Origin of the sequence: Mycobacterium sp. DL592 (assembly GCF_011694515.1) — a bacterium.
Taxonomy (GTDB): Bacteria; Actinomycetota; Actinomycetes; order Mycobacteriales; family Mycobacteriaceae; genus Mycobacterium.
Genome location: NZ_CP050192.1, coordinates 1,756,757 through 1,781,819 on the forward strand (window position 1 = coordinate 1,756,757; position 25,063 = coordinate 1,781,819).

The following is a 25,063-nucleotide window of genomic DNA, read 5'->3' on the forward strand; positions in this document are numbered from 1 at the left end:
CCTGGCGTCTACTTGTAGGCCGAACCGTAACTTTGCTGCTCACGCAGATCGCAACTGTTTTGCGGCGTCGGCATAAGGTGGGGAACGTGACCGGGATCCTGAGTTGGTGGGACGGCGTTGAGTTGTGGCTCTCCGGGCTCGGGTTCGTCCTGCAGGTGATCATCGTGATGCCGGTGGTTCTGGCGCTGGCCTACGGGATCGCCGTCACAGTTGACGTGCTGCTGGGCAACGGCATCAAGGCACTGCACTGGATTCGCCGCGGCGACAGGCAGCGCCGATGAGCGGAATGCCCCGATCCCGGGTGACTCTGGCCCTGGTGGCGCTGCTGATCCTCGTCGTCGTCGTGTGGTTGTTGAACCGCTGACGGCCCGAGTCGCCCTGCGTCGGAACTCTGTTAAGCTTCGCGCCATGCAATCGGCGACCGGTTACGGCGAGGGCCACATCTTGGCCCTCATTGCCGTCGGTGCTTGCGCCGTTGCTGATGTTGCTTGTTGTCGCTGACACCCCTGCCCGTCTGCGGTTTGGTGTCGGTATTGGTCACGGCAATTCGCTCATGACACAACGCCATTCCGTTGCCACGGGTTCGATCCCTCCCCGTTCCGCAATGAGAAAGGCCCCCAATGAAGAGAGTCACCTCGATCCCCAGCCGCTGGCGCGCGGCGGCGGCGCTTGCCGTCACCGCGACCGTGCTCGCCGCGTGCGGCGGCGGCTCCAGCGACGTCGCAGGCGGTACTAGCGGCGCCAAAGCCGACACCACGCTGACGCTGGTCGCCTACGCGGTGCCGGAACCCGGCTGGAGCAAGATCATTCCGGCCTTCGCGGCCACCCCGGACGGCAAGGGTGTCGCGGTCACGACGTCCTATGGCGCTTCCGGTGACCAGTCGCGCGCGGTGGTGGACGGCAAGCCCGCCGACATCGTCAACTTCTCCGTCGAGCCCGACGTCACCCGACTGGTGAAGGCCAACAAGGTCGCCGCCGACTGGAACGCCGACGCGACTAAGGGTATCCCGTTCGGTTCGGTCGTGGCCATCGTCGTCCGCAAGGGCAACCCGAAGAACATCAAGACCTGGGACGACCTGCTGGCACCCGGTGTTGAGGTCGTCACCCCGAGCCCGTTGAGCTCGGGTTCGGCCAAGTGGAACCTGCTTGCGCCCTACGCCGCCAAGAGTAACGGTGGCCAGGACCCGCAGGCCGGCCTGGACTTCATCAGCAAGCTGGTCAGCGAGCACGTCAAGACCCGCCCGGGCTCGGGCCGGGAGGCCACCGACGTGTTCCTGCAGGGCACCGGTGACGTGTTGTTGAGCTACGAGGACGAGGCCATCAACGTCGAACGTCAGGGCAAGGATGTCGAGCACTTCATCCCGCCGCAGACCTTCAAGATCGAGAACCCGGTGGCAGTCGTGACCACCGGCGCCCATCAGGACAAGGCGACCGCGCTGAAGAACTTCCTGTACACCCCGGAGGGGCAGAAGATCTGGGCCGAGGCCGGCTTCCGCCCGGTCGACCCCAAGGTTGCCGCGGACTTCGCCAGTGACTTCCCGGCACCCGCGGAGAAGCTCTGGACGATCGCTGACCTGGGTGGCTGGAAGACAGTGGATCCCGCGCTGTTCGACAAGGACAATGGCTCCATCACCAAGATCTACAAGCAGGCCACTGGATGACAGCAGCTGTCGAGCCGAATCCTCAGGTGGTCCGTCCCGAGCTCACCGGTGGTGACTCGGGCGGGCCGCCCGGCTTCCGGTCCCGCAGGCACGGCACCACCCGGCTGCGGGTCGGTGCCGCGTCGATCTGGCTGAGCGTCATCGTCCTGCTTCCCTTGGCGGCCATCGTCTGGCAGTCCGCCAAGGGCGGCTGGGCCGCCTTCTGGGCCGCGGTCACCTCGAACGCCGCGTTGGAGTCGTTCCGGGTGACGCTGACCATCTCGATCGGGGTCACGCTGATCAACGCGGTGTTCGGCTTGCTGGTGGCCTGGGTCCTGACCCGCGACGACTTCCCCGGCAAGCGGCTGGTCGACGCGGTGATCGACCTACCGTTCGCGCTGCCCACCATCGTCGCGAGCCTGGTGATGCTGGCGCTGTACGGCCCGAACAGCCCGGTCGATCTGCATCTGCAGCACACCAAGTGGGGTGTGGGTATCGCCCTGCTGTTCGTCACGCTGCCGTTCGTGGTGCGCTCGGTTCAGCCGGTCCTTCTCGAACTCGACCGTGAGGTCGAGGAGGCGGCGGCCTCGCTGGGCGCCAACAACAGGACCATCTTCCTACAGGTGATCGTCCCCGCACTGTTGCCGTCGTTGCTGTCCGGTGCCGGGCTGGCGTTCTCCCGCGCCATCGGCGAGTTCGGATCGGTGGTGCTGATCGGCGGCGCCGTGCCAGGTGAGACCGAGGTGTCCTCACAGTGGATTCGCACCCTGATCGAGAATGACGACCGGACCGGTGCGGCAGCGATTTCGATTGTGCTGCTGCTGATCTCGTTCGTCGTGCTGTTCATCCTCCGTACGATCGGGTCACGGGCAGCCAAACGGGAGGCCTTGGCGTCATGACTCCATCACCGTTGGTGCGGTACCTGGCCCGCTACACGGCGCTGGCCTACATCCTGGTTCTCGTGCTCGTTCCGGTCGGGCTGATCCTGTGGCGCACCTTCGCCCCCGGCTTCGGTGCGTTTTTCGGATCGATCACCACCCCGGCCGCCTTGTCGGCGTTGCAGGTGTCGCTTCTGGTGGTGGCGATCGTCGTGCCGCTGAACGTCATCTTCGGCGTCCCGACCGCACTGGTGCTGGCGCGCAACAAGTTCCGTGGCAAGTCCGCTCTACAGGCGATCATCGACCTGCCGTTCGCGGTGTCGCCGGTGGTCGTCGGCGTGGCCCTGATCCTGCTGTGGGGCACGGCCGGGGTGTTCGGCTTCGTGGAGAACAGCCTCGGCTTCAAGATCATCTTCGGCTTCCCGGGCATCGTGCTCGCCAGCATCTTCGTCACCGTGCCGTTCGTGATCCGGGAAGTCGAGCCGGTGCTCCATGAACTCGGGACCGACCAGGAAGAGGCCGCCGCGACGCTGGGATCGAGTTGGTGGCAGACGTTCTGGCGGATCACCCTGCCGTCGATTCGGTGGGGCCTGACCTACGGCATCGTGCTCACCGTGGCCCGGACCCTCGGCGAGTACGGCGCCGTGATCATGGTGTCCTCCAACCTGCCCGGTAAGTCCCAGACGCTGACCCTGTTGGTGTCCGACCGCTACACCCGCGGCGCCGAGTACGGCGCCTACGCCGTATCGACTCTGCTGATGGCGGTGGCGGTCATCGTCCTCGTCGTTCAAGTCGTGCTCGACGCGCGGCGCACTCAGGCTGCCGAGTGAGCCAGACAAGAATGGAACTGTCATGACCACCAATGCGATCACCGTCAGCGGCGCCAACAAGCGTTACGGCGATTTCGTCGCTCTCGATAACATCGACTTCGTAGTGCCCTCCGGGTCACTGACGGCCCTGCTGGGCCCCAGCGGCTCGGGCAAGTCGACCCTGCTACGAGCGATCGCCGGCCTAGACCAGCCGGACACCGGTACCATCACCATCAACGGCCGCGAAGTCACCAATGTGCCGCCGCAGCGCCGGGGGATCGGGTTCGTCTTCCAACACTACGCCGCCTTCAAACACCTGACCGTGCGGGACAATGTCGCGTTCGGACTCAAGATCCGCAAGGTCGCCAAGCCGGAGATCAAGGACAAGGTCGACAATCTGCTCGAGGTGGTGGGGCTGGCGGGATTCCAAAACCGTTATCCCAACCAGCTTTCCGGCGGTCAGCGCCAACGCATGGCGTTGGCCCGGGCCCTTGCGGTCGACCCCGAGGTGCTCCTGCTCGACGAGCCGTTCGGCGCGCTGGACGCCAAGGTCCGCGAGGACCTGCGGACATGGCTGCGCCGGTTGCACGACGAAGTCCACGTGACGACGGTGCTGGTGACTCACGACCAGGCCGAAGCGCTCGACGTGGCCGACCGGATCGCAGTGCTCAACAAGGGCCGCATCGAGCAGGTCGGCTCACCGACCGAGGTGTACGACAGTCCCGCCAACGCGTTCGTCATGTCCTTCCTGGGCACCGTGTCGGCGCTGAACGGAATCCTGGTGCGTCCGCACGATATTCGGGTGGGCCGCAGCCCGGACTTGGCCATCGCGGCTGGCGACGGCACCGCGGAGTCCACCGGTGTCATACGGGCCACCATCGACCGCGTGGCCTACCTCGGCTTCGAAGTCCGGGTGGAACTGACCAGCGCCACCAACGGTGCACCGTTCATCGCCCAGATCACCCGCGGCGACGCCGAGGCGCTTGGCCTTAAGGAAGGTGACACCGTCTACGTGCGGGCCACCCGGGTGCCGCCGATCGCCGGTGAAGTGCAGGTCGCGGCGAGTTAGGCCGCGGCCCGCTGCGCCACCGCCAGGTCGAACCGGTCCAGCACCGTCTGGGCGACCAACGGATGTGCGCCCAGTGGCGCTGCCATCACAATGCCTGCGGCACCGGCAATCTCGGCTACCCGGTCGGTGATACGGCCGGGCGCGATGAACCACGGCGCCAGGACCACCCGGCTCGCGCCACGCCCCCGTAGAAGTTCGACGCCGTCGAGCACCGAGGGCTGCGGGCCGGTGGCATAGGCAACCTGCACGCCCGCCCACCGGGATCCGTCGGCCAGGGCATCGCCCAGTGTCGCCGTTCGGGCGTTGGCCTGTGCGTGCGACGAACCGACCGCCACGACCAGCACCCCCACGTTCTCGGCGTCACCGGGGATTCCGGCCTGCGCCAGGCGTTCACGCATGACCTCTACGAGGCGGGGGTCCTCACCCAGCGTGTCCGCTTGCAGCACGTCGGCGCCCGCGTCGGCGATCATCTCCGGTATGTCGACCCGGGCGTGGTACGCGCTGGCCAGCAGCAGGGGAGTGACGACGGCAGGCCCATTGGTCGCGCGCAATGCGTCGCGAAGATTCGGAGAGTTCTTCTCGCAGAACGCCACTGATACGTCCAGCGCGGGACGCAGCAGCCGGATCTGCTCGGCGACGGCGTGCGTGGTCGCCGCGGAACGCGGATCAGCGCTGCCGTGCGCGGTCAGGAGCAGCTTCACGAAACGTGAAGTCCGCATTCGGTTTTGGCCGAACCGAGCCAACGGCCGCTGCGCGGGTCGGCGCCGTCGACCGGCTTGGCCGTGCACGGCGCGCAGCCGATCGAGGGGTAGCCCTCGTCGACGAGCGGGTTGACCAGCACACCGTTGGCGTCGATGTAGGCCTGCATGTCCTCGTCGGTCCACGCCGCGAGCGGATTGACCTTCACCAGGCCGAACGCTTCGTCGAAGGAGATCAGGGGTGCGTTGGCGCGGGTGGGTGACTCCACCCGGCGAATCCCGGTCACCCAGGCCGAATAGCCTTGCAGCGCTTTACGCAGCGGCGTCACCTTGCGCAGGCGGCAGCACTCGTTGGGATCGCGGGCGAAGAGGTCCTTGCCCAGCAGCCGATCCTGCTCGGCGACACTGTGCTCGGCGGTGACGTTGACCACGGTGATGTCGTAGACGGCTTCGACGGCGTCGCGGGTGCCGATGGTCTCGGCGAAGTGGTAGCCGGTATCGAGAAAGAGCACGTCTACCCCGGGGCGGACTTTGGCGGCAAGGTCGACCAGCACGGCGTCCTGCATATTGGAGGCCACCACGTAGCTACCGGCGAAATGCTCGTCAGTCCAGGCCAGGAGTTCGGCGGCGCTGGCTCCGTCCAACTCGGCGGCCCCGCGCTCCGCCAGTGTCCGCAGGTCAGTCTCGGTCATCTCATGCACCCCAATGGTCATCGCAAATCAGCCTCGTCAGCGCGCAGCGCCCACTGGGCGAAACGCTCACCGTCGTGTCTTTGTTTCACGAAGTTGCGCACGACCCGCTCGATGTAGTCGCCCAGCTCGCTGGAGAGCACCTTGTGCTGACGCAGCTTGCGGCCGAAAGCGCTGTCCAGGCCGAGGCTGCCGCCCAGGTGAACCTGGAACCCTTCCTCCGGTCCGTTACCCTCGTCGACCATCTGTCCCTTGAACCCGATGTCGGCGATCTGGATGCGGGCGCACGAGTTGGGGCAGCCGTTGATGTTGATGGTCACCGGCACGTCCAGCCCCGCGTTGATGTCCTCGAGGCGCTTCTCCAAATCGGGCACCAGGCTCTGGGCGCGCACCCGCGTCTCGGCGAAGCTGAGCTTGCAGAACTCGATTCCGGTGCAGGCCATCAGGTTGCGCCGCCAGTGCGACGGCCTCGACGGCAGACCGAGCGCGTCGAGACCGGCCCGCAGCTCGTCCAACTTGTCGTCGGGGACATCGAGGATGACCAGCTTCTGGTACGGGGTGAACCGGACCCGGTTGGAGCCCGCGGCCTCGGCCAGGTCGGCGACTGCGGTCAGGATCGTGCCCGAGACGCGGCCCGCGATGGGCGCGACTCCGACGGCGTTGAGACCGTTCTTCAGCCGTTGTACACCGACGTGGTCGATGGGGCGGACGACGGGCTCGGGTGCCGGGCCGTCGATCAGCGGACGCTTGAGGTATTCCTGTTCGAGAACTTCCCTGAATTTTTCGATACCCCAGTCCTTGATCAGGAACTTCAGCCGGGCCTTTGCGCGCAACCGCCGGTAGCCGTAGTCGCGGAACACGCTGACCACCGCTTCCCAGACATCGGGCACCTCGTCGAGGGGAACCCAGGCGCCCACCCGCTGGCCCAGCATCGGGTTGGTCGACAGGCCGCCGCCGACCCACAGGTCGAAACCGGGGCCGTGGTCGGGATGGTTGACCCCGATGAACGCCACGTCGTTGACCTCGTGCACTACGTCCTGCAGACCGCTTATGGCGGTCTTGAACTTGCGCGGCAGGTTCGAGTACTCCTTCTTGCCGACGTAGCGGCGGACGATCTCGTCGATCGCGGGGGTGCCGTCGAGAACCTCGTCGACGGATTCGCCGGCCAGCGGCGAGCCGAGCACCACCCGGGGGCAGTCCCCGCACGCCTCGGTGGTCTGCAGGCCGACCTCGTCGAGCCGGCGCCAGATCTCTGGCATGTCCTCGACGCGAATCCAGTGGTACTGCACGTTCTCGCGGTCGCTGATGTCGGCGGTATCGCGGGCGAACTCGGTAGAAATGCCGCCGAGGGTGCGTAGCGCGGCGGTGGTCAGCGCGCCGCCGTCGCTGCGGACCCGCAGCATGAAGTATTCGTCCTCGAGCATGTCGGTGTTCTCGTCACCGGTCCAGGTGCCGTCATAGCCGGGCTTGCGCTGGGTGTAGAGGCCCCACCAGCGGAAGCGGCCGCGCAGGTCGCCCTTATCGATGCTGTCGAAGCCGTTCTTGGCGTAGATGTTCTCGATGCGCTCCCGCACATTGAGCGGGTTGTCGTCCTTCTTGCTCTGCTCGTTCGCGTTGAGCGGCTCGCGATAGCCCAGAGCCCACTGGCCTTCGCCCTTGGGCCGCTTCTGTGTGGCCTTGGTCGGCTGACTCATGAAATGTGCTCCTCATGTCAAGGAGCTGACGTTCGGACTGCGCTGATCACCGGTGAGCTGTTCCGGCGGCGCAGATCCGTCGGCCAGCTGAAGTACGAGCGGGCGGGTCTACGGCGTCAAACCAAACAACAACAGGTACAGACGCGCTTGAAATCGACATGGCGCCGAGCCACCAGTACACCGTTACGCAGTGTCTGAGGTGCAGCCATGCGCGCCATTCTGCCACGAACGCTCGCGATACCTCTAACCGGGCCAGATTTGTGCTCGCGATGAGTAAAACTAGGGTCTGCGACACTGACAGCATGTCGGTCCGACCCGTTCCGGCCGTTGTGCCCGAGCTCACTGCCGCCCGGGGCACGGCGTTCGGCATCTACGTTCACGTGCCTTTTTGCGCCAGCCGCTGCGGGTATTGCGACTTCAACACCTACACCGCCGGGGAACTCGGCGGTGCCACCCCGGAGGGCTGGCTCGTCGCCGCCCGGGCCGAACTCGCGCTGGCCGCCGAGATGCTCGGCGACGTGACGATCGACACGGTCTTCGTCGGGGGCGGCACGCCGTCGCTGCTCGGTGGCGCCGGCCTCGCGGCCGTACTGGACGCGATCCGCGCCCACTTCCCGCTGGCCGCCGGCGCCGAGGTCACTACCGAGGCGAACCCCGAGTCGACGTCGGCGGCGTTCTTCGACCAGATCCGCGCTGCCGGCTATACGCGGGTGTCGCTGGGCATGCAGTCCGCGGTGCCCAGGGTTCTGGCGACGCTGGACCGGACCCATTCCCCGGGGCGGGCGCTGCAGGCGGCGGCGCAGGCGCGGGCGGCCGGGTTCGAGCACCTGAACCTCGATCTGATCTACGGCACACCGGGGGAGTCCGACGACGACCTGCGGCAGTCGGTCGAAGCGGTGCTCTCCGCCGACGTCGACCACGTGTCGGCCTACGCACTGGTGGTGGAGGAGGGGACCGCGCTGGCACGGCGGGTTCGGCGCGGCGAGGTCACCCGGCCCGACGACGACGTGCTGGCCCACCGTTATGAACTCCTGGACTCGTGGTTGTCGGCGGCGGGCTTCGACTGGTACGAGGTGTCCAACTGGAGCAAGCCCGGCGGTGAGTGCCTGCACAACCTTGGCTACTGGAACGGCGGCCAGTGGTGGGGTGTGGGTCCCGGTGCGCACGGCTTCGTCGGCGACACCCGGTGGTGGAATGTCAAGCATCCCAACGCTTATGCGGAGCGGCTCAGCGAAAAGCTCATGCCGGTGGCCGATTTCGAGCGCCTCGGTGCCCATGACCGCCACGTCGAGGATGTGCTGCTGCGGATTCGGTTGAGCAGCGGTCTGCCGCTGGAGGTTCTCACCGACTCGGAACGGGCACGGGCCGGGCAGGCGGTGTCCGACGGTCTGCTGACGCGCAACGCCGACCGGCTGGTGCTGACCCCGCGGGGCAGGCTGTTGGCCGACGCCGTGGTGCGTGACGTCCTCGACGAACTAGTACTGGGCGCCGGTCCCGGCGTCCATGTCGTAGACCCGCGCGTGCAACACGGTGCGGTTCCGCAGGGCCGCGCGCACCGCCCGGTGCAGGCCGTCTTCGAGGTAGACCACGCCGTGCCACTTGACCGCATGGGGGAACAGGTCGCCGTAGAACGTCGAGTCTTCCGACAGCAACCGATCCAGCGCCAGCACGGTGGTGGTCGTGACGAGCTCGTCCAGGCGGATCTGTCGCGGCGGGATCTGTGACCAGTCACGGTAGGTCAGCCCGTGCTCCGGATACGGCTTACCTTCCCGGACGCCCTTGAAGATCATCGACGTGCCGTCCCGAGCGCAACCCCCAGGCCTGGCGTCAACATTTGAGCAAGGCTAGTCGCTGCCTGACGGAATGCCAGTGCTGGGCGAACTTCGATGCGCCGGTGACCGAGGTGTGACGCGCTGGGACGCGCGGTGGCACTCTCCGGCTGTGGGTGCTAATTGTGCAGATGATGGCCGTAAAATGGAGACGACTTGGAGGTGTACCAGATGGGAAGTGCTGACGACCGTCGCTTTGAGGTGCTCCGTGCCATCGTCGCCGACTTCGTCGCGACCCAGGAGCCGATCGGTTCCAAGGCCCTGGTCGAGCGACACAACCTCGGCGTATCCAGTGCCACGGTGCGCAACGACATGGCCGTGTTGGAGGCCGAGGGATACATCGCCCAGCCACACACCAGCTCCGGCCGGGTGCCCACGGAGAAGGGCTACCGCGAGTTCGTCAACCGGCTTGACCAGGTCAAGCCGTTGTCGTCCTCGGAGCGGCGCGCGATTCTGCAGTTCCTGGAGTCCGGGGTCGACCTCGACGACGTGCTGCGCCGCGCGGTGAAGCTGCTGGCCCAGCTCACCCGGCAGGTCGCGATCGTGCAGTACCCGACGCTGTCCAGCTCGACCGTGCGCCACCTCGAAATCGTCTCGCTGACCCCGGCGCGGCTGCTGATGGTCGTCATCACCGACTCGGGCCGGGTCGACCAGCGCATCGTCGAACTCGGAGACGCCATCGACGAGCACCAGCTGGCGCAGCTGCGGGAACTGCTGGGCCAGGCGCTGGACGGCAAGCGCCTGGCGGCGGCCTCGGTGGCCGTGGCCGACCTGGCGGCCCGGCTCGACGGGTCCGGCGGTCTGGGTGACGCGGTGGGCCGGTCGGCGACGGTGCTGCTGGAGTCGTTGGTCGAACACAACGAAGAGCGGCTGCTGATGGGTGGCACCGCGAACCTGACCCGCAATACCGCTGATTTCGGCGGATCGCTGCGCACGGTGCTCGAAGCGCTCGAGGAGCAGGTGGTGGTTCTTCGGCTGCTCGCCGCCCAGCAGGAGGCGGGTAAAGTCACGGTGCGTATCGGTCACGAAACCGAGGCCGAGCAGATGGTCGGTACCTCGGTGGTGACCACGACCTACGGCAGCTCGAACACGGTGTACGGCGGCATGGGTGTGCTGGGGCCAACGCGGATGGACTATCCGGGAACTATTGCCAACGTCGCGGCGGTTGCGACGTATATCGGCGAGGTTCTCGGCGGCCGATAAGCGGTTCGAGCCGATAACTAGATTTTCGAAAGGTCAAGGGTGGCACGCGACTACTACGGCTTGCTCGGGGTGAGCAAGGGCGCCAGCGATCAGGAGATCAAGCGCGCCTATCGGAAGCTGGCCCGCGAGCTGCATCCCGACGTCAACCCCGACGAGGAAGCCCAGCACAAGTTCAAGGAGATCAGCGCCGCCTACGAGGTGCTCTCCGATCCCGAGAAGCGGCGCATCGTCGACCTCGGTGGCGACCCGCTGGAGAACGGCGCGGCGGCCAACGGCTTCAGCGGCTTTGGTGGCTTAGGCGACGTGTTCGAGGCGTTCTTCGGCGGTGGTACCGGATCGCGTGGCCCGGTCGGCCGGGTGCGGCCCGGGTCGGATTCGCTGCTGCGGATGCGGCTGGATCTGTCCGAGTGCGCGACCGGCGTGACCAAGCAGGTCACCGTCGACACCGCCGTGTTGTGCGACATCTGCCAGGGCAAGGGCACCCACGGCAACTCGACCCCGACCACCTGTGACGTCTGCGGTGGGCGCGGTGAGGTGCAGACCGTTCAGCGCTCGCTGCTCGGCCAGGTCATGACGTCCCGCCCGTGCCCCCAGTGTCGCGGGGTCGGTGAGGTCATTCCGGATCCGTGCCACCGCTGCGGCGGCGACGGACGGGTTCGGGCCCGCCGCGACATCAGCGTGAAGATCCCCGCCGGCGTCGGCGACGGCATGCGGGTGCGGCTGGCCGCCCAGGGTGAAGTCGGACCCGGTGGCGGGCCGGCAGGCGACCTCTACGTCGAGGTTCACGAGCAGCCGCACGACATCTTCGTGCGCGACGGCGACGACCTGCACTGCACCGTGTCGGTGCCGATGGTCGACGCGGCGCTAGGCACCACCGTCACCGTCGACGCGATCCTCGACGGGCTCACCGAGATCACCATCGCGCCCGGAACCCAGCCGGGTTCGGTGACCACGCTGCGCGGCCATGGTATGCCACACCTTCGCTCCGGTGTTCGCGGTGATCTGCACGCCCACATCGAGGTCAGCATCCCGACCAAACTGGATGCCCGCGTCAAGGAACTTCTGACCGAGGTCAAGACCCGAAGCCACGAAGAGGCTGCGGTCCGCTCCGCGCACGCGCAGAGCGCCAACGCCGGGGGCGGCCTGTTCAGCCGGCTGCGGGAAACCTTCAGCGGCCGCTGACGCGGTGGCCGACACGCTGTTCTACACCGACGCCGTCCCGGCTGTCGGCGCCAGCGCCGTCGTCGAGGGTGACGAGGGTTTTCACGCCGCCACGGTGCGCCGCATCCGGCCCGGTGAAGTGCTCGTGCTCTCCGACGGTGCGGGAGCGCTGGCCCGGTGCGAGGTCGAATCAGCGACCAAGCGCGGCCTGACGGCCACCGTGCTGCAGCGGTGGTCCGCGCCGCGACCGGTGCCCGAAGTGACCGTCGTGCAAGCCATTCCGAAGTCTGAGCGTTCGGAGTTGGCCGTCGAACTGGCCACCGAGGCCGGTGCGGACGGCTTCATCGCCTGGCAGGCCGCCCGCTGCGTGGCCCGCTGGGACGGCGACCGTGCCGAGAAGGGGCTGCGGCGCTGGCATGCGGTGGCCCGCTCGGCTGCCCGGCAGTCCCGCCGGGCGTGGATCCCCGACGTCAGCGGCCCGGTCACCACGGCGGCCTTGGCCGAGCTGGTCGCTGACCGGGTCGCCGCCGGTGCGGTGGTGCTGGCCCTGCACGAGTCTGCCACCGTGCCGCTCGCCGAAATTCCTGTGGCGCAAGCGGATTCAATTCTGCTGATCGTCGGACCGGAGGGCGGGATCAGCGACGGCGAGCTCGCCGACCTGGCGGCCGCGGGTGCCCGGACGGTCCGGCTGGGCCCGACGGTGCTCCGCACCTCCACGGCGGCAGCGGTGGCCCTGGGCGCCCTCGGCGTGCTCACGCCGCGGTGGGCGGCGCCGTCGTCATGACCGGTCACAACTCGGTGGGTGCGTTCCCCAGCCGGGCATAGATCGACGCCGCTTCGGCCCTGTTGGTCGCATGCAACTTACGCAGCACCCGCTTCACGTGGGATTTCACGGTGCCCGGTGTGATCACGAGTTCGTCGGCGATCTGCTGGTTGGTGCGCCCGTCGGCCATCAGCCGCAAGACCTCGACCTCGCGGCGGGTCAGCATCTGATTGACCCGCGAGGTCATGGTGGCCAGCATCCGGCTGGCCGGGCTGCGCACCGCAGGCTCGACCTTGCGCAATTCCAGGTCGGCGTCCTGCACGGCCTGCGCCGCCTTCTCGGCGGTGGCCAGCGCGGTGCGGACCTCGGCATGCTGGCGGCGCATCCGCTCGACCAGGACGGTCCGCTCGAAGGCATAGCCGAACCCTTCGGCGAAGGCCCACACCGTGTCGCGGTCGATCTCGTCGACCGTGCGCCCGCTGTACAACCGGTCGGCGTGCAGGAACCCGATCACCCGGCCGGTCGGCATCACCGGCGCGGCGACGTAGGAGCGGGTCAGGGAGAAGTCGATGATCGGCCGGTTGACCCTCGGGTCGTTGCGGGCGTCGCGAACGATCGCCGGCGCGTGCCGGCGAATCATCTGTGTTTCCAACAACATATGGTCCAGTGGCGGTGACACCGACTGGGCGAAGGCCACCATTTTCTCGGCGCCTTCGACGTCGTCGCCGAAGTACGCCGACTCCATCACCATGCGGCCGTCGTGCACCCGGAACAGCACCGCCCGATCGAAACCGCAGCATTCGACGAGCTCACGCGGCGCGCGGTCGACGATGGCCGCGACCTCGTCCACGGCCCGCAGCTTGCTCAGCCCATCTTGAACCTGCAGCAGCGCCGTGGCCCTCCGGCGCGCACCGTCCTCGATCAGCTGGCGTTCGAGCAGCGAGAGGTCCAGCACGGCTTCCAGTGCGGCCAACGCCCGCTCGTCGCCGAGAGCCTCCAGGGCGTCCCGGACGATGGCGGCTTGGGCGTCAACGGTTTCGGCCACCGCGGTGATCGGATCGCCGCCTGGCTCCACGGTGCCGGCCCGGCACGCCTCGGCGTAGCGACGGGACACCGGGCTCAGGGGTGCGGGCTTCGATGCCCACCCGGGATGGTCGCCGTCGGCGAGTGCGCTGAGGGACAAAGGTTCGCTGACAAGGCTCACAGTGCGTCGATCGTCGCACCGGTTCGCGGCCTGCGGTGGCAAATCCGCCCGCTCGGGGGCAGAACTGACCTCCATCGGGAGATCGACCCGCCGTATCGGCTGCCGCGACGCTGGTGGCATGACCTTGACGACGACATCGGCACTGCACCAGCTGACCACCCCGGAGGGCGTGGCCAACCCCTATCCGCTCTTCGAGCACCTGCGCGAGGTCTCACCGGTGCCCGGCTACCGGGACTGGCCGCCCGGCACGGTGCCCGGAGCCGACGAACCCGTGACGGCATGGGCGCTGTTCCGCTACGACCAGGTCTTCGCCGCGGCGCGGGACAACGAGACGTTCTCCTCCCGCGATCCCATCCAGGAGGCCTCGTCGGCGCCCAGTCTGATGCTGGTCAACACCGACCCGCCCGCGCACACCGGGGAGCGCAAACTCGTCAGCCAGGCGTTCTCGCCGCGGCGCATCCGCCGGCTCGAAGGCTGGCTCACCGATCTGGTGCCGGCCCTGCTCGCCGAGTTCGACGACCGTACCGGCGACGGTGACCGCGACGTGATGGAGTTCGCCGCCGAGGTGCCCACCCGCGCGATGGTCCGGCTGCTGGGCCTGCCCGACGGTGACCACATCCGGTTCAAGAACTGGGCCAACGCCTTCATGCTGTCCTCGGCGATGACACCCGAGGAGCGGATGGCCAGCAACGCCGAAATGGTGGCGGCGTTCGCCGAGCGGGTCGTCGAGCACAGCGCACGCCTTGGCGAGGACCAGGACGTCGAAGAGGCCGAGGACCTGATCTCGGCGCTGCTGCGCGCCGAACTCGACGGGCAGCGCCTGACGGCCGAACAGATCGTGCGGTTCTGCGTGACGCTGGTGGTCGCGGGCAGCGAGACGACGACCTACCTGATCGGCAGCGTCCTGCACGCGCTGGCACGGGAGCCCGCAGTGGCCGCCCGCCTGCGGTCCGACCGGTCGTTGGTGAGCACGTTCATCGAGGAGGTCGCGCGGCTCACCGGTCCGCAGCGACTGTTCCGGATCGCCACCCGCGACGTCGAGATCGGCGGGGCCACCATCCGCAAGGGCGAATGGGTCGCGCTGTTCTTCGGGTCGGCCAACCACGACCCGGCCGTCTTCGACGATCCCGAGCGCCTGGACCTCGACCGGCCCAACATCCGTCAGCACATGGCCTTCGGCCAGGGTCTGCACTTCTGCCTGGGCGCACCGCTGGCCCGGCTGGAGGTGCTCGCAGTGGTCAACGCGGTGCTCGACCGCTACCCGACGATCGGGTTGTCCGAGGAACCGGGGGAGCGGCAGACCGCCAGCCTGCTCACCCACGGCTTCGTCCGGCTCCCGCTGCAGCTGGCCCGATGAGCGAACGGCGCAATATCGCGAACACCAGGGCGATCTACACCGCCGTTCCCGCCGGTGACCTCGAGACCGCGGTGAGCCTGCTGGATCCCGAGGTCCGCATCACCTACTACGGCAGCGACGCGATCCCATATGCCGGCGACTACCATGGCATGGCCCGCGCGCTGGAGTTCTTCGCGACGGTGGCCGAACACATCCAGATCGTGGCCATGGAGCCCTGGCTGTTCATCCCCGACGGCGACAACCTGGCGGTCTGGGGCCACCAGAAGTTCCTGCGGCCGTCCACCGGGCACACCTGGGAATCGGAGTTCGCCCACATCATCACGTTGCGCGATGGCAAGTGGCTGCACTTCCGGGACTTCATGAACTCGGCGCTGACCCACGATGCGTTCACCCGAACGCGGTAAACTGGGCGCTCACTACGTCCGACCAGGGAACCCAGGAAGCAGGCTTCGAAGACCACGTGACGCCCCGCGAGACGACCGCTGCCTCGCAAGTGCGCAGCAGCATGACTGTTCCGCCCGACCTCGTCGTGGGCCTGCTGGGTTCCGCTGACGAGAATCTGCGTGCGATAGAGAAGAGCCTCACGGCCGACGTCCACGTTCGCGGCAACACCGTGTCGATGGCCGGTGAAGCCGCCGACGTGGCGCTGGCCGAGCGGGTCATCTCCGAGCTCGTCGCGATCGTCGCCGGCGGGCAGAGCCTGACGCCCGACGCGGTGCGCCGCAGTGTGGCGATGATGTCGGGTGCGGAGAACGAATCGCCGGCCGAGGTGCTGAGCCTGGACATCCTGTCGCGGCGCGGCAAGACCATCCGGCCCAAGACGCTCAACCAGAAGCGCTACGTCGACGCCATCGACGCCAACACCATCGTGTTCGGAATCGGCCCGGCCGGCACCGGCAAGACTTACCTGGCGATGGCTAAAGCCGTCAGCGCGCTGCAGACCAAGCAGGTCACCCGCATCATCTTGACCCGTCCGGCGGTGGAAGCCGGTGAGCGCCTTGGCTTTTTGCCGGGCACGCTCTACGAGAAGATCGACCCGTATCTGCGGCCGCTGTACGACGCGCTGCACGACATGATGGATCCCGACGCCATCCCGAAGCTGATGACGGCAGGGGTGATCGAGGTTGCGCCGCTGGCTTTTATGCGGGGCCGGGCGCAGCCCCTGTCGACGAATGTCTTGACTCCGTCCGGTTTCCGGCCGATCGGTGAACTTGAGGTCGGCGACTTCGTCATCGGCTCGGACGGTCGGCCAACCGAGGTGCTCGGTGTCTATCCGCAGGGCTACAAGGAGATTTATCGAGTCTTCACCCAGGACGGCTCGTCGACTCTCGCGTCGGGAGATCACCTCTGGTCGGTCTACACCGCAAGTGATCGGCGGCGTAACCGGCCCGCCCGGGTTCTGGAAACCAAGCAGATGATCGGGAATTTGCGGACCGCACACCAGCACAGGTATGAACTGCCGCTGCTCGATAAGCCCGTCGCTTTTGAATCGCGACCAGTGCCGCTCGACCCGTACGCCTTGGGCCTTCTGTTGGGCGACGGTTGCTTCAGTTGCCGCGCCACCCCGACCTTCGCCACCACCGATCCCGAGCTGGCCCAGGCGCTGACCGATCTCATCCCCGGAATCCAAGCGCGGCAAAAGACCGAGGTCGACTACGTCCTGAACAGGATCCGGAAGCCGGGTGAAGTCATCACTATCGAGAACCCCGTCACCGGCGCGATGCGCCTGTTGGGGCTCGACGGCAAGCGCTCGAATACCAAGTTCGTCCCCAAGGACTACCTGCTCAACTCGGCTGACGTGCGGCTAGCGGTCTTGCAGGGACTGCTGGACACCGATGGCGGTCCCGTCACTCAACAGGCCCGCACCTGTCGGATTCAATACACGACGGTCTCTGACCGCCTGCGCGGTGACGTTGTCTTCCTCGTCCGGTCGCTGGGCGGTGTCGTGTACTGCCGCACGCGAAAAGCGGAGGGCCGCAAACCCGGCCTCGCACGTGGCAGGGAGGTCCACTACCGATCCGATGCACACGTTCTGGACATCCGATTGCCCGAGGGTCTCGCGCCTTTCCGATTGGCGCGTAAGGCTGCGAAGTACAACGTGACTGGGGGCGGCCACCCTAAGCGATTCGTCGATCGGATCGAATCTGCCGGCACAGAGGAGGCCGTCTGCATCCGGGTTGCGGCCCAAGACTCGTTGTATGTCACGGAGGACTTCCTTCTGACGCACAACACCCTGAACGACGCGTTCATCATCCTCGACGAGGCGCAGAACACCACCGCCGAGCAGATGAAGATGTTCCTCACCAGGCTGGGGTTCGGCTCGAAAATCGTTGTCACAGGCGATGTTACGCAGGTCGATCTGCCCGGGGGAGCTACCTCGGGTCTACGCGCGGCCGCGGAGATCCTCGACGGCATCGACGACATCCACTTCGCCCAGCTCACCTCCGCCGACGTGGTGCGCCACCGGCTGGTCTCCGAGATCGTCGACGCCTACGCGAAAGCCGAGCAGCCGGGCATGATGAACCGGGCGCAGCGGCGCTCGCCCAGACGTTAGGCGGCGGCCGAGAACATGAGCATCGAGGTATCCAACGAATCCGGCCTCGACGTTTCCGAAGAGGAACTGATCAGCGTCGCGCGGTTCGTCATTCGCAAGATGAACGTCAACCCGGCCGCCGAGCTGTCCATGGTGCTGCTGGACACCAACGCCATGGCCGACCTGCACATGCGCTGGATGGACCTGCCCGGGCCCACCGACGTCATGAGCTTCCCGATGGACGAGCTCGAACCCGGCGGCCGGCCCGACTCACCGGAGCCCGGGCCGGCGATGCTCGGTGACATCGTGCTGTGCCCGGAGTTCGCCGCCGGCCAGGCCGAGTCGGCCGGCCACACCCTGGGTCAGGAGCTGGCGTTGCTCACCGTGCACGGCGTACTGCATCTGCTGGGCTACGACCACGCCGAACCGGACGAGGAAAAAGAGATGTTCGCCCTGCAGCGGCAGCTGCTCGAGGAGTGGGTGGCCGACCAGGTCGAGTCCTATCACTCCGAGCGCCAGAACGAGAAGGACCGGCGACTGCTCGACAAGTCACGGTATTTCGACGAACCGTGACCGGAATCGTCCCGCTGCTCGGCGCGATCGCGCTCATCGCGCTGGGCGGACTGTTCGCGGCGATAGACGCCGCCATCAGCACGGTGTCGGTGGCCCGCGTCGAGGAACTCGTGCGCGACGAACGGCCCGGGGCGCTGCGCCTGGCCCGGGTGATGGCCGAACGGCCGCGCTACATCAACCTTGTCGTGCTGCTGCGGATCGCCTGCGAGGCGGCGGCCACCGTGCTGCTGGTGGCCTTCCTGTGGGACGACCTGGGTCTGACGTGGGGTCTGGTCGGTGCCGCCGCCATCATGACGGTGGCCAGCTTCGTGGTGATCGGGGTGGGCCCGCGCACCATCGGCAGGCAGAACGCGTACACCATCGCCCTGGTGTCCGCGGTTCCGCTGCAAGCGATTTCGGTGCTCCTGACCCCCATCAGCCGGCTGCTGATCCTGCTCGGTAATGCCGTCACGCCCGGCCGCGGCTTCCGCAACGGCCCGTTCGCCTCGGAAATCGAACTGCGCGAGGTCGTCGACCTGGCACAGCAGCGCGGCATCGTGGCCGACGACGAACGTCGCATGATCCAGTCGGTGTTCGAACTCGGGGACACCCCGGCCCGCGAGGTGATGGTCCCGCGGACCGAGATGGTGTGGATCGAGTCCGACAAGACAGCCGGGCAGGCCACCTCGCTCGCGGTGCGCAGTGGGCACTCCCGGATCCCGGTGATCGGCGAGAACGTCGACGACGTCGTGGGCGTCGTCTTCCTCAAAGACCTTGTCCAGCGCACCTACTACTCCGCCAACGGCGGACACGACACCGCCGTCTGCGACGTCATGCGCCCAGCCGTCTTCGTGCCGGACTCCAAGCCGCTCGACGACCTGCTGCGGGAGATGCAGCGCGACCGCAACCACATGGCCCTGCTCGTCGACGAGTACGGTGCCATCGCCGGGCTGGTCACCATCGAGGATGTCCTCGAGGAGATCGTCGGCGAGATCGCCGACGAATACGACACCCACGAGGTGGCACCCGTCGAGGAGTTGGACGACAACAGATTCCGGGTGTCGGCGCGGCTGCCGATCGAGGACGTCGGCGAGCTGTACGACGTCGAGTTCGAAGAGGACCTCGACGTCGACACCGTCGGTGGACTGCTGGCCCTGGAGTTGGGCCGTGTTCCCCTGCCCGGAGCCGAAGTGGTGTCGCACGGTCTACGGCTGATCGCCGAAGGCGGCCGCGACCACCGCGGCCGGGTGCGGATCGAAACCGTCCTCGTCAGCAGGACGGAACTGGAGAACGAGGTAACCGATGAGTGAGCTCGACGCGGAAGACGCCAAACTGGTGGTGCTCGCACGAGGGGCGATGGCCCGTGCCGAAGCCCCGCAGGGAGCGGCGGTGCGCGACCTCGACGGCCGCACCTACGCCGGGGCACCGGTCACGCTGGCCGCGCTGGGCCTGACCGCGCTGCAGGCCGCGGTGGCCGCCGCGGTATCCAGCGGGGCAACGGGTTTGGAGGCCGCGGTGCTCGTCGGCGGATCCGCGGACGACCCCGGTGTCGCGGCGGTGCGCGAGCTCTCGCCTGACGCTGCGGTCATCGTCACCGACCGCGCCGGGACACCGCAATGAGCGAATTCCATTCCGGTTTCGTCTGTTTCGTCGGCCGGCCCAACACCGGCAAGTCCACCTTGACCAACGCTCTCGTCGGCTCCAAGGTGGCGATCACCTCCAACCGCCCGCAGACCACCCGGCACACCATCCGCGGCATCGTGCACCGCGAGGAGTTCCAGATCGTCCTCGTCGACACCCCGGGTCTGCACCGGCCGCGCACCCTGCTGGGCAAGCGGCTCAACGACCTGGTGCGCGACACCTATTCGGAAGTCGACGTCATCGGCCTGTGCATCCCCGCCGACGAGCCGATCGGCCCCGGCGACCGGTGGATCTACGAACAGATCCGGACCGTCGCACCCCGAACCACCTTCGTCGTCATCGTCACCAAGATCGACAAGGTCACCAAAGAGAAAGTGGCCGAACAGCTCATCGCCGTGCACGAGCTCGTCGGCGACACCGCCGCCGAGATCGTTCCGGTGTCGGCCAGCACGGGCGAACAGGTCGACCTCCTCATCGATGTCCTGGCCGCGCAGCTGCCACCGGGGCCGGCGTTCTACCCCGACGGCGAGCTCACCGACGAGCCCGAGGAGGTGCTCATGGCCGAGCTCATCCGGGAAGCCGCACTCGAAGGTGTGCGCGACGAGTTGCCGCACTCACTGGCCGTGGTGATCGAGGAGATCGAGCCCAGGGAAGGCCGTGACGACCTCATCGACGTGCACGCCGTGCTCTACGTCGAGCGCGACAGCCAGAAGGGCATCGTGATCGGCAAGGGCGGGACCCGACTCAAAGAAGTCGGCACCGCCGCGCGCACGCAGATCGAGAAACTGCTCGGCACCAAGGTGTACCTGGATCTTCGGGTCAAGATCGCCAAGAACTGGCAGCGCGACCCCAAACAGCTTGGGCGGTTAGGCTTCTAGATCCTTGACGACCGGGGTGTTCCACCACACCGCCGGCTGTTTGTCGGCCCACCCGTTGATGGCCTCCAGTTCGGCGGCCAGCGAGACCAGCAGCGGTTCGCTGTTGGCCGGTCCCATCAGCTGGACACCGATCGGCAGACCGTCGGCGGTGAAACCGGCCGGGATGCTGATCGACGGCCAGCCCAGCACGTTCCACGGGAACGTCACCGGGCACGCGGCGATCATGGCCCGGTCGGTGCCCGTCGGTCCGAGGTCGTCGAACATCCGCGCCGGGGGCGGCGGCTGCGCGGTGGTCGGCGCCAGCACCACGTCGACGGCGTTGAATATCGCGCCCACCCGGCGCTGCAGCGCCGGCTCGCTGCGGCGCGCCCAGCGCAGCATCGACCCCGACAACAGTTGCCCCATCCGCAGATTCGCCTCGGTGCGGCGGTCGAAGGTGACGTCCTCGCCGAGCCGGTCGGCCCACTCCAGCAGCCCGGCGGTCGACCTCGGCAGGAAGCTGAGCGGCAGCCGCAGCCCGTAGTTCGGGTTGCCCGCCATCACGGTGTGGCCCAGGTCGGTCAGCTGGTCGCCGATGGTCTGCATGGCGGACCGGATCTCGGGGTGCAGCTTGGCGCCGAACACGGTGTAGGGAAACCGGGTGGACATCGCGACGCGCAGCGCACCCGGCGCGACACCGACATGGTCGGAGATCCGTACCGGAGGCGGCTGGTGCGGATCGTCTTCGACATTGCCCGAGCAGGCGTCGAGCACCAGCGCGGCATCGGCGACGGTCCGGGCCAGCACACCGTTGACGGTGATGCCGTTGAACGGCTCGCGCAGCGGCCAGGTCGAGATGCGGCCACGCTGCGGCTTGATGCCGACCAGATGTGTCCACGCCGCGGGCACCCGCACACTGCCGGCTCCGTCGGAGCCGATGGCCGCGGCCACCAGGCCGGCGGCCACCGCGGCGGCGCTGCCGCCCGAGGAGCCGCCCGGGGTGTGCTTGCGTGACCACGGGTTCCGGGTGTGCCCGAACGCCGGGCCACTGGTGAACGGCCACTGGCCCAGCTCGCAGCAGTTGGTCTTGCCGACGATCACCGCACCGGCGGCCCGCAGGCGGCGGACCACCTCGGCGTCCTGTGTGGCGGGGCGGATCCGCCCGGCGGTGCCGAAGGAGGTGGGCACGCCCGCGATGTCGACGTCGTCCTTGACGGCGATCGGAACTCCCAGCAGGGCGGCCTGCTCACCGGCGGCGCGCCGGTGATCGGCCTCGGCGGCCTCCGCGAGTGCGCTTTCGGTGAGCACCACCCGGAAGGCATTGAGCGTCGACTGGCTGACGGTGATCGCATGCAGGGACCGCCGTACCAGTTCGGCAGAGGTCACCGCGCCGCTGGCCAACTGGTACAGCTGCTCGGAGACGGTCGGAAACCGTGTCGACCTGCTCGGATTCACATTCACAGACATCGCGACGTCGAGACTAACGGCGCGGGTCCCTGTGGTTGTCGCATTGCGGTGCGAAACTGGCTTTCATGCGGCTGTACCGGGACCGGGCGGTCGTGCTGCGCCAGCACAAGCTCGGTGAGGCCGATCGCATCGTCACCTTGCTGACCCGCGACCACGGTCTGGTCCGCGCGGTGGCCAAGGGTGTCCGGCGTACCCGCAGCAAGTTCGGTTCCCGGCTGGAGCCGTTCGCGCATATCGACGTGCAACTACATCCCGGCCGCAACCTGGACATCGTCACCCAGGTGGTGTCCATCGACGCGTTCGCCACCGACATCGTCAGCGACTACGGCCGCTACACCTGCGCGTGTGCGGTTCTGGAGACCGCCGAGCGGCTGGCCGGTGAGGAACATGCACCGGCTCCTGCGCTGCACCGGCTGACCGTCGGGGCGTTGCGGGCGGTCGCCGACGGCGGCCGCCCCCGCGAACTGGTCCTGGACGCCTACCTGTTGCGGGCCATGGGGATCGCCGGCTGGGCGCCCGCGCTGACCGAATGTGCCCGCTGCGCGGCGCCGGGACCGCATCGCGCGTTCCACATCGGTGCAGGTGGCAGCGTATGCATACACTGCAGGCCGTCCGGGTCGACGACCCCGCCGCAGGCGGTGCTGGAACTGATGTCGGCACTGCACGACGGTGACTGGGAGGTGGCGGAGGCCTCGACGCCGTCGCATCGCAGCCATGCCAGCGGCTTGGTCGCTGCTCACCTGCAGTGGCACCTGGAACGCCAGCTGCGAACGCTGCCATTGGTGGAGCGCGTCTACCGGCAGCCCGCTACCCACGGTAAGGAGATGTTCAGGCAGGATGTGCCCCATGGCGATGAACCGGGTGACCAGCTCGTGGCGGGGGGCTAACCGCAGGCGGAAGGAACAATTCCCCCAGCTGCCCCCGGCGCCCGACGATTACCCGACGTTCCCCGACACTTCGAGCTGGCCGGTTGTTTTTCCGGCGTTGCCTCCGGCGCCGGATGGCGGCCCGTGCAGGCCGCCTCAGCACACCTCCAAGGCGGTGCCGCCGGCGATCCCCGCCGACCAGATGCCCAAGCACGTCGCCGTGGTGATGGACGGCAACGGCCGCTGGGCCACTCAGCGGGGGCTCAGTCGCACCGAGGGCCACAAGATGGGCGAGGCGGTGCTCATCGACATCACCTGCGGGGCCATCGAGATCGGCATCAAACATCTGACCGTGTATGCGTTCTCCACCGAGAACTGGCGCCGCAGCGCCGACGAGGTCCGCTTCCTGATGGGGTTCAACCGCGAGGTGGTGCGCCGTCGCCGCGAGAACCTCGACATCATGGGTGTGCAGATGCGCTGGGTGGGTTCGCGGGCGCGGATGTGGCGCAGCGTCATCAAGGAATTCGACATCGCCGAGAACATGACGACCGACAACGACGTCATCACCGTCAACTACTGCGTCAACTACGGCGGCCGGGCCGAAATCGCCGAAGCCGCAAAGCAGATCGCGCGCGACGCGGCCGCCGGCCGGATCGACCCGGAGCGCGTGGACGAGACCACGATCTCCGAGCACCTGCACCGCCCCGACATCCCCGATGTCGACCTGTTCATCCGGACATCGGGGGAGCAGCGGTCCAGCAACTTCATGCTGTGGCAGGCCGCCTACGCCGAATACGTCTTCCAGGACAAGCTGTGGCCGGACTACGACCGCCGCGACCTGTGGGCGGCGTGCGAAGAGTACGCCGAACGTAACCGGCGCTTCGGGCGCGCCTAGCCCGTGGCTCTCGCCGAACGTCTTGCCGAGGCACTCACCGACGTCATGCCCGTCGAGGTCGAGGAGGACGGCGCGCTGACGGTGCGCCACGACGGCACGTTCGCCTCGCTGCGGACGGTCACGATCGCCGAGGACATCGTGATGGTGTCGGTGACCCAGGTGCTTGCCTGGGATCTGCCACTGACCGCCGATTTACGCAAACGCGTTGCCGCCCAAGCACAGTCGACGATGCTGGGAACGGTGACGCTGGTCGAGCAGCCGGGCAAGCGCGGTGATGTGATGCTGCGCTACAACTTTCCCGGTGACGGCCTGGAGAATCATGCGTTGAGCACGCTGGTGTTGATGGTGCTCGCCGGCGGGGTCGACGCGCGGGCCGCTCTGACCGGCTAGGGCGTGCAGTCGGCGCAGGTCCCGAACAACTCGATGGTGTGATTGACATCGGAAAAGCCGTGCGCCTGAGCAACTTCGGCGGCCCATGCCTCGACCTCGCGGCCGCTGACCTCCACCGTCGAGCCGCAGTGCCGACACACGAGGTGGTGGTGGTGATGTGGCGCCGAGCAGCGCCGGTACATCGACTCACCGGTATCGGTGCGGACCATGTCCACCAGGTCGGCCGACGACAGTGACTGCAGTGTGCGATAGACCGTCGTCAGGCCGATGTTTTCGCCGCGGCGGCGAAGCTCGTCGTGCAGATCCTGGGCCGAGCGGAATTCCTCGACGGAGTCGAGCAGGGCGATGATGGCCGCCCGCTGGCGGGTGGCGCGCACGCCTGCTCCGGCGGAGCGCACCTCGGCCTTGGTCACGCGTGGTCCTCGCCGGAGTGGGTGATCGCAGCGACGACGATCTCGGCCAGGTGATGGTCGACGAGCCGGTACATCACTTCGCGTCCGGACCGTTCGCCGGCGACGACACCCGCGGCCTTGAGGATCCGCAGGTGCTGGCTGACCAGCGGCTGCGGCACGTCCAGGGCGTCGACGAGCTCGTGCACGCAACGCTGAGACTCGCGCAGCTGCATCACGATGGCGATGCGCACCGGCGCGGCCAGCGCCCGGAGCAACTCACCGGCGCGGTCCAGCAGGTCGGCGGGCAGTTGCGGCGATGCATCGACATCAGTCCAATTGGAAACGGTTTTCATATAGCACCCAGAATACATGCGCAGTTGTGCATTTCAACGACGGCGCACAACCGCCGGGCAAACAAGGCGGCATCCGCGGGTCGCTAGGCTAGGGAACTATTGCCCACCGACAGACAAAGGAGT

General features: G+C 67.6%; 26 protein-coding genes and 4 pseudogenes. 22 read left to right on the forward strand and 8 right to left on the reverse strand.

Annotated elements, in window-relative coordinates:
• Positions 1 to 86: 86 nt before the first annotated feature.
• From HBE64_RS08440 to HBE64_RS08460, 6 genes are all read left to right on the forward strand, one after another.
• Entirely contained in the window at positions 87 to 281 is a 195-nt protein-coding gene (locus tag HBE64_RS08440; RefSeq protein ID WP_167100289.1) for a hypothetical protein, read from the forward strand.
• 127 nt (positions 282 to 408) lie between these two features.
• Positions 409 to 501: an Ms4533A family Cys-rich leader peptide gene (locus HBE64_RS24985; RefSeq protein ID WP_353612230.1), complete on the forward strand. Its 93-nt coding sequence runs from the start codon at positions 409 to 411 to the stop codon at positions 499 to 501.
• A 119-nt stretch (positions 502 to 620) separates the two neighbouring features.
• Complete coding sequence (locus HBE64_RS08445; protein ID WP_167100292.1) at positions 621 to 1,661, forward strand: sulfate ABC transporter substrate-binding protein; 1,041 nt, start codon at positions 621 to 623, stop codon at positions 1,659 to 1,661.
• Positions 1,658 to 2,539 carry a sulfate ABC transporter permease subunit CysT gene (gene cysT, locus HBE64_RS08450; RefSeq protein ID WP_167100295.1) on the forward strand — a complete coding sequence of 294 codons (882 nt, stop codon included), beginning with the start codon at positions 1,658 to 1,660 and terminating at the stop codon, positions 2,537 to 2,539. Before HBE64_RS08445 ends, cysT begins: the two co-directional genes overlap by 4 nt.
• A complete protein-coding gene (gene cysW / locus HBE64_RS08455; RefSeq protein WP_167100298.1) occupies positions 2,536 to 3,348 on the forward strand; it encodes a sulfate ABC transporter permease subunit CysW in 813 nt (270 codons plus the stop codon). Before cysT ends, cysW begins: the two co-directional genes overlap by 4 nt.
• 22 nt (positions 3,349 to 3,370) lie before the next feature.
• On the forward strand, positions 3,371 to 4,396 hold the full coding sequence (locus HBE64_RS08460) for a sulfate/molybdate ABC transporter ATP-binding protein (RefSeq protein WP_167100301.1): 1,026 nt from the start codon (positions 3,371 to 3,373) through the stop codon (positions 4,394 to 4,396).
• Here HBE64_RS08460 and HBE64_RS08465 read toward each other — a convergent pair.
• Genes HBE64_RS08465 through HBE64_RS08475 form a run of 3 tightly spaced genes read right to left on the reverse strand, consistent with a single transcriptional unit; the run spans position 4,393 to position 7,477 of the window.
• Positions 4,393 to 5,097, reverse strand: coding sequence for a sirohydrochlorin chelatase (locus HBE64_RS08465; RefSeq protein ID WP_167100304.1), 705 nt, complete (start codon positions 5,095 to 5,097; stop codon positions 4,393 to 4,395). The genes HBE64_RS08460 and HBE64_RS08465 overlap by 4 nt on opposite strands.
• Positions 5,094 to 5,807 carry a phosphoadenylyl-sulfate reductase gene (locus tag HBE64_RS08470; RefSeq protein WP_208300592.1) on the reverse strand — a complete coding sequence of 238 codons (714 nt, stop codon included), beginning with the start codon at positions 5,805 to 5,807 and terminating at the stop codon, positions 5,094 to 5,096. Before HBE64_RS08470 ends, HBE64_RS08465 begins: the two co-directional genes overlap by 4 nt.
• On the reverse strand, positions 5,804 to 7,477 hold the full coding sequence (locus tag HBE64_RS08475) for a nitrite/sulfite reductase (protein WP_167100310.1): 1,674 nt from the start codon (positions 7,475 to 7,477) through the stop codon (positions 5,804 to 5,806). Before HBE64_RS08475 ends, HBE64_RS08470 begins: the two co-directional genes overlap by 4 nt.
• Before the next feature lie 302 nt (positions 7,478 to 7,779).
• Between HBE64_RS08475 and hemW the strand changes: the two are divergent.
• Positions 7,780 to 8,946: pseudogene (gene hemW, locus HBE64_RS08480) on the forward strand (radical SAM family heme chaperone HemW); the annotation flags it as partial.
• 6 nt (positions 8,947 to 8,952) lie between these two features.
• On the opposite strand, the gene HBE64_RS08485 reads toward hemW, so the two are convergent.
• Positions 8,953 to 9,267: a type II toxin-antitoxin system VapB family antitoxin gene (locus HBE64_RS08485; protein WP_167100313.1), complete on the reverse strand. Its 315-nt coding sequence runs from the start codon at positions 9,265 to 9,267 to the stop codon at positions 8,953 to 8,955.
• Between the two features lie 210 nt (positions 9,268 to 9,477).
• On the opposite strand from HBE64_RS08485, the gene hrcA reads away from it, so the two are divergent.
• Genes hrcA through HBE64_RS08500 form a run of 3 tightly spaced genes read left to right on the forward strand, consistent with a single transcriptional unit; the run spans position 9,478 to position 12,454 of the window.
• A complete protein-coding gene (gene hrcA / locus HBE64_RS08490; RefSeq protein ID WP_167100316.1) occupies positions 9,478 to 10,509 on the forward strand; it encodes a heat-inducible transcriptional repressor HrcA in 1,032 nt (343 codons plus the stop codon).
• A 39-nt stretch (positions 10,510 to 10,548) separates the two neighbouring features.
• Entirely contained in the window at positions 10,549 to 11,691 is a 1,143-nt protein-coding gene (gene dnaJ, locus HBE64_RS08495) for a molecular chaperone DnaJ (RefSeq protein ID WP_167100320.1), read from the forward strand.
• Positions 11,692 to 11,695: 4 nt separating this feature from the next.
• Positions 11,696 to 12,454 carry a 16S rRNA (uracil(1498)-N(3))-methyltransferase gene (locus HBE64_RS08500; RefSeq protein WP_167100324.1) on the forward strand — a complete coding sequence of 253 codons (759 nt, stop codon included), beginning with the start codon at positions 11,696 to 11,698 and terminating at the stop codon, positions 12,452 to 12,454.
• A 4-nt stretch (positions 12,455 to 12,458) separates the two neighbouring features.
• Here HBE64_RS08500 and HBE64_RS08505 read toward each other — a convergent pair whose 3' ends face one another.
• The gene (locus HBE64_RS08505; protein ID WP_243841541.1) at positions 12,459 to 13,637 is read right to left on the reverse strand and encodes a LuxR C-terminal-related transcriptional regulator; all 1,179 of its coding nucleotides are present in this window, start codon (positions 13,635 to 13,637) and stop codon (positions 12,459 to 12,461) included.
• Between the two features lie 118 nt (positions 13,638 to 13,755).
• Here HBE64_RS08505 and HBE64_RS08510 point away from each other — a divergent pair, with 118 nt between their 5' ends.
• The 9 genes and pseudogenes from HBE64_RS08510 to era all read left to right on the forward strand — a co-directional run bounded on the left by HBE64_RS08510 (position 13,756) and on the right by era (position 20,598).
• On the forward strand, positions 13,756 to 14,994 hold the full coding sequence (locus HBE64_RS08510; protein WP_167100329.1) for a cytochrome P450: 1,239 nt from the start codon (positions 13,756 to 13,758) through the stop codon (positions 14,992 to 14,994).
• Positions 14,991 to 15,398: a nuclear transport factor 2 family protein gene (locus tag HBE64_RS08515; RefSeq protein WP_167100332.1), complete on the forward strand. Its 408-nt coding sequence runs from the start codon at positions 14,991 to 14,993 to the stop codon at positions 15,396 to 15,398. The genes HBE64_RS08510 and HBE64_RS08515 overlap by 4 nt, the downstream gene beginning before the upstream one ends.
• Positions 15,399 to 15,454: 56 nt before the next feature.
• Positions 15,455 to 16,147, forward strand: a pseudogene (locus HBE64_RS24660) (PhoH family protein); the annotation flags it as partial.
• Between the two features lie 567 nt (positions 16,148 to 16,714).
• A pseudogene (locus HBE64_RS24665) lies at positions 16,715 to 16,918 on the forward strand (hypothetical protein); the annotation flags it as partial.
• Positions 16,919 to 17,224: 306 nt separating this feature from the next.
• A pseudogene (locus tag HBE64_RS24670) lies at positions 17,225 to 17,548 on the forward strand (PhoH family protein); the annotation flags it as partial.
• Positions 17,549 to 17,563: 15 nt separating this feature from the next.
• A complete protein-coding gene (ybeY, locus tag HBE64_RS08525; protein WP_167100335.1) occupies positions 17,564 to 18,100 on the forward strand; it encodes an rRNA maturation RNase YbeY in 537 nt (178 codons plus the stop codon).
• Positions 18,097 to 19,389, forward strand: coding sequence for a hemolysin family protein (locus tag HBE64_RS08530; RefSeq protein WP_167100338.1), 1,293 nt, complete (start codon positions 18,097 to 18,099; stop codon positions 19,387 to 19,389). The genes ybeY and HBE64_RS08530 overlap by 4 nt, the downstream gene beginning before the upstream one ends.
• Positions 19,382 to 19,699: a cytidine deaminase gene (locus tag HBE64_RS08535; RefSeq protein WP_167100341.1), complete on the forward strand. Its 318-nt coding sequence runs from the start codon at positions 19,382 to 19,384 to the stop codon at positions 19,697 to 19,699. Before HBE64_RS08530 ends, HBE64_RS08535 begins: the two co-directional genes overlap by 8 nt.
• Positions 19,696 to 20,598 (forward strand): GTPase Era, encoded by a 903-nt coding sequence (gene era / locus HBE64_RS08540; protein WP_167100344.1) that lies wholly within the window; start codon positions 19,696 to 19,698, stop codon positions 20,596 to 20,598. The genes HBE64_RS08535 and era overlap by 4 nt, the downstream gene beginning before the upstream one ends.
• Here era and HBE64_RS08545 read toward each other — a convergent pair.
• Positions 20,587 to 22,044 carry an amidase gene (locus HBE64_RS08545; protein ID WP_167100347.1) on the reverse strand — a complete coding sequence of 486 codons (1,458 nt, stop codon included), beginning with the start codon at positions 22,042 to 22,044 and terminating at the stop codon, positions 20,587 to 20,589. The genes era and HBE64_RS08545 overlap by 12 nt on opposite strands.
• Before the next feature lie 65 nt (positions 22,045 to 22,109).
• Between HBE64_RS08545 and recO the strand changes: the two genes are divergently transcribed.
• The 3 genes from recO to HBE64_RS08560 are packed head-to-tail and all read left to right on the forward strand — an operon-like array spanning position 22,110 to position 24,195.
• On the forward strand, positions 22,110 to 22,931 hold the full coding sequence (recO, locus tag HBE64_RS08550) for a DNA repair protein RecO (RefSeq protein WP_167100350.1): 822 nt from the start codon (positions 22,110 to 22,112) through the stop codon (positions 22,929 to 22,931).
• Positions 22,897 to 23,805, forward strand: coding sequence for a decaprenyl diphosphate synthase (locus tag HBE64_RS08555; protein ID WP_167108922.1), 909 nt, complete (start codon positions 22,897 to 22,899; stop codon positions 23,803 to 23,805). The genes recO and HBE64_RS08555 overlap by 35 nt, the downstream gene beginning before the upstream one ends.
• A 45-nt stretch (positions 23,806 to 23,850) precedes the next feature.
• Positions 23,851 to 24,195: a hypothetical protein gene (locus HBE64_RS08560; RefSeq protein ID WP_243841624.1), complete on the forward strand. Its 345-nt coding sequence runs from the start codon at positions 23,851 to 23,853 to the stop codon at positions 24,193 to 24,195.
• On the opposite strand, the gene HBE64_RS08565 is transcribed toward HBE64_RS08560, so the two are convergent.
• Together HBE64_RS08565 and HBE64_RS08570 are read right to left on the reverse strand one after the other, a co-directional pair.
• Positions 24,192 to 24,593: a Fur family transcriptional regulator gene (locus HBE64_RS08565; protein WP_167108925.1), complete on the reverse strand. Its 402-nt coding sequence runs from the start codon at positions 24,591 to 24,593 to the stop codon at positions 24,192 to 24,194. The genes HBE64_RS08560 and HBE64_RS08565 overlap by 4 nt on opposite strands.
• 11 nt (positions 24,594 to 24,604) lie before the next feature.
• On the reverse strand, positions 24,605 to 24,940 hold the full coding sequence (locus tag HBE64_RS08570) for a helix-turn-helix transcriptional regulator (protein ID WP_167100355.1): 336 nt from the start codon (positions 24,938 to 24,940) through the stop codon (positions 24,605 to 24,607).
• Between the last annotated feature and the right edge of the window lie 123 nt (positions 24,941 to 25,063).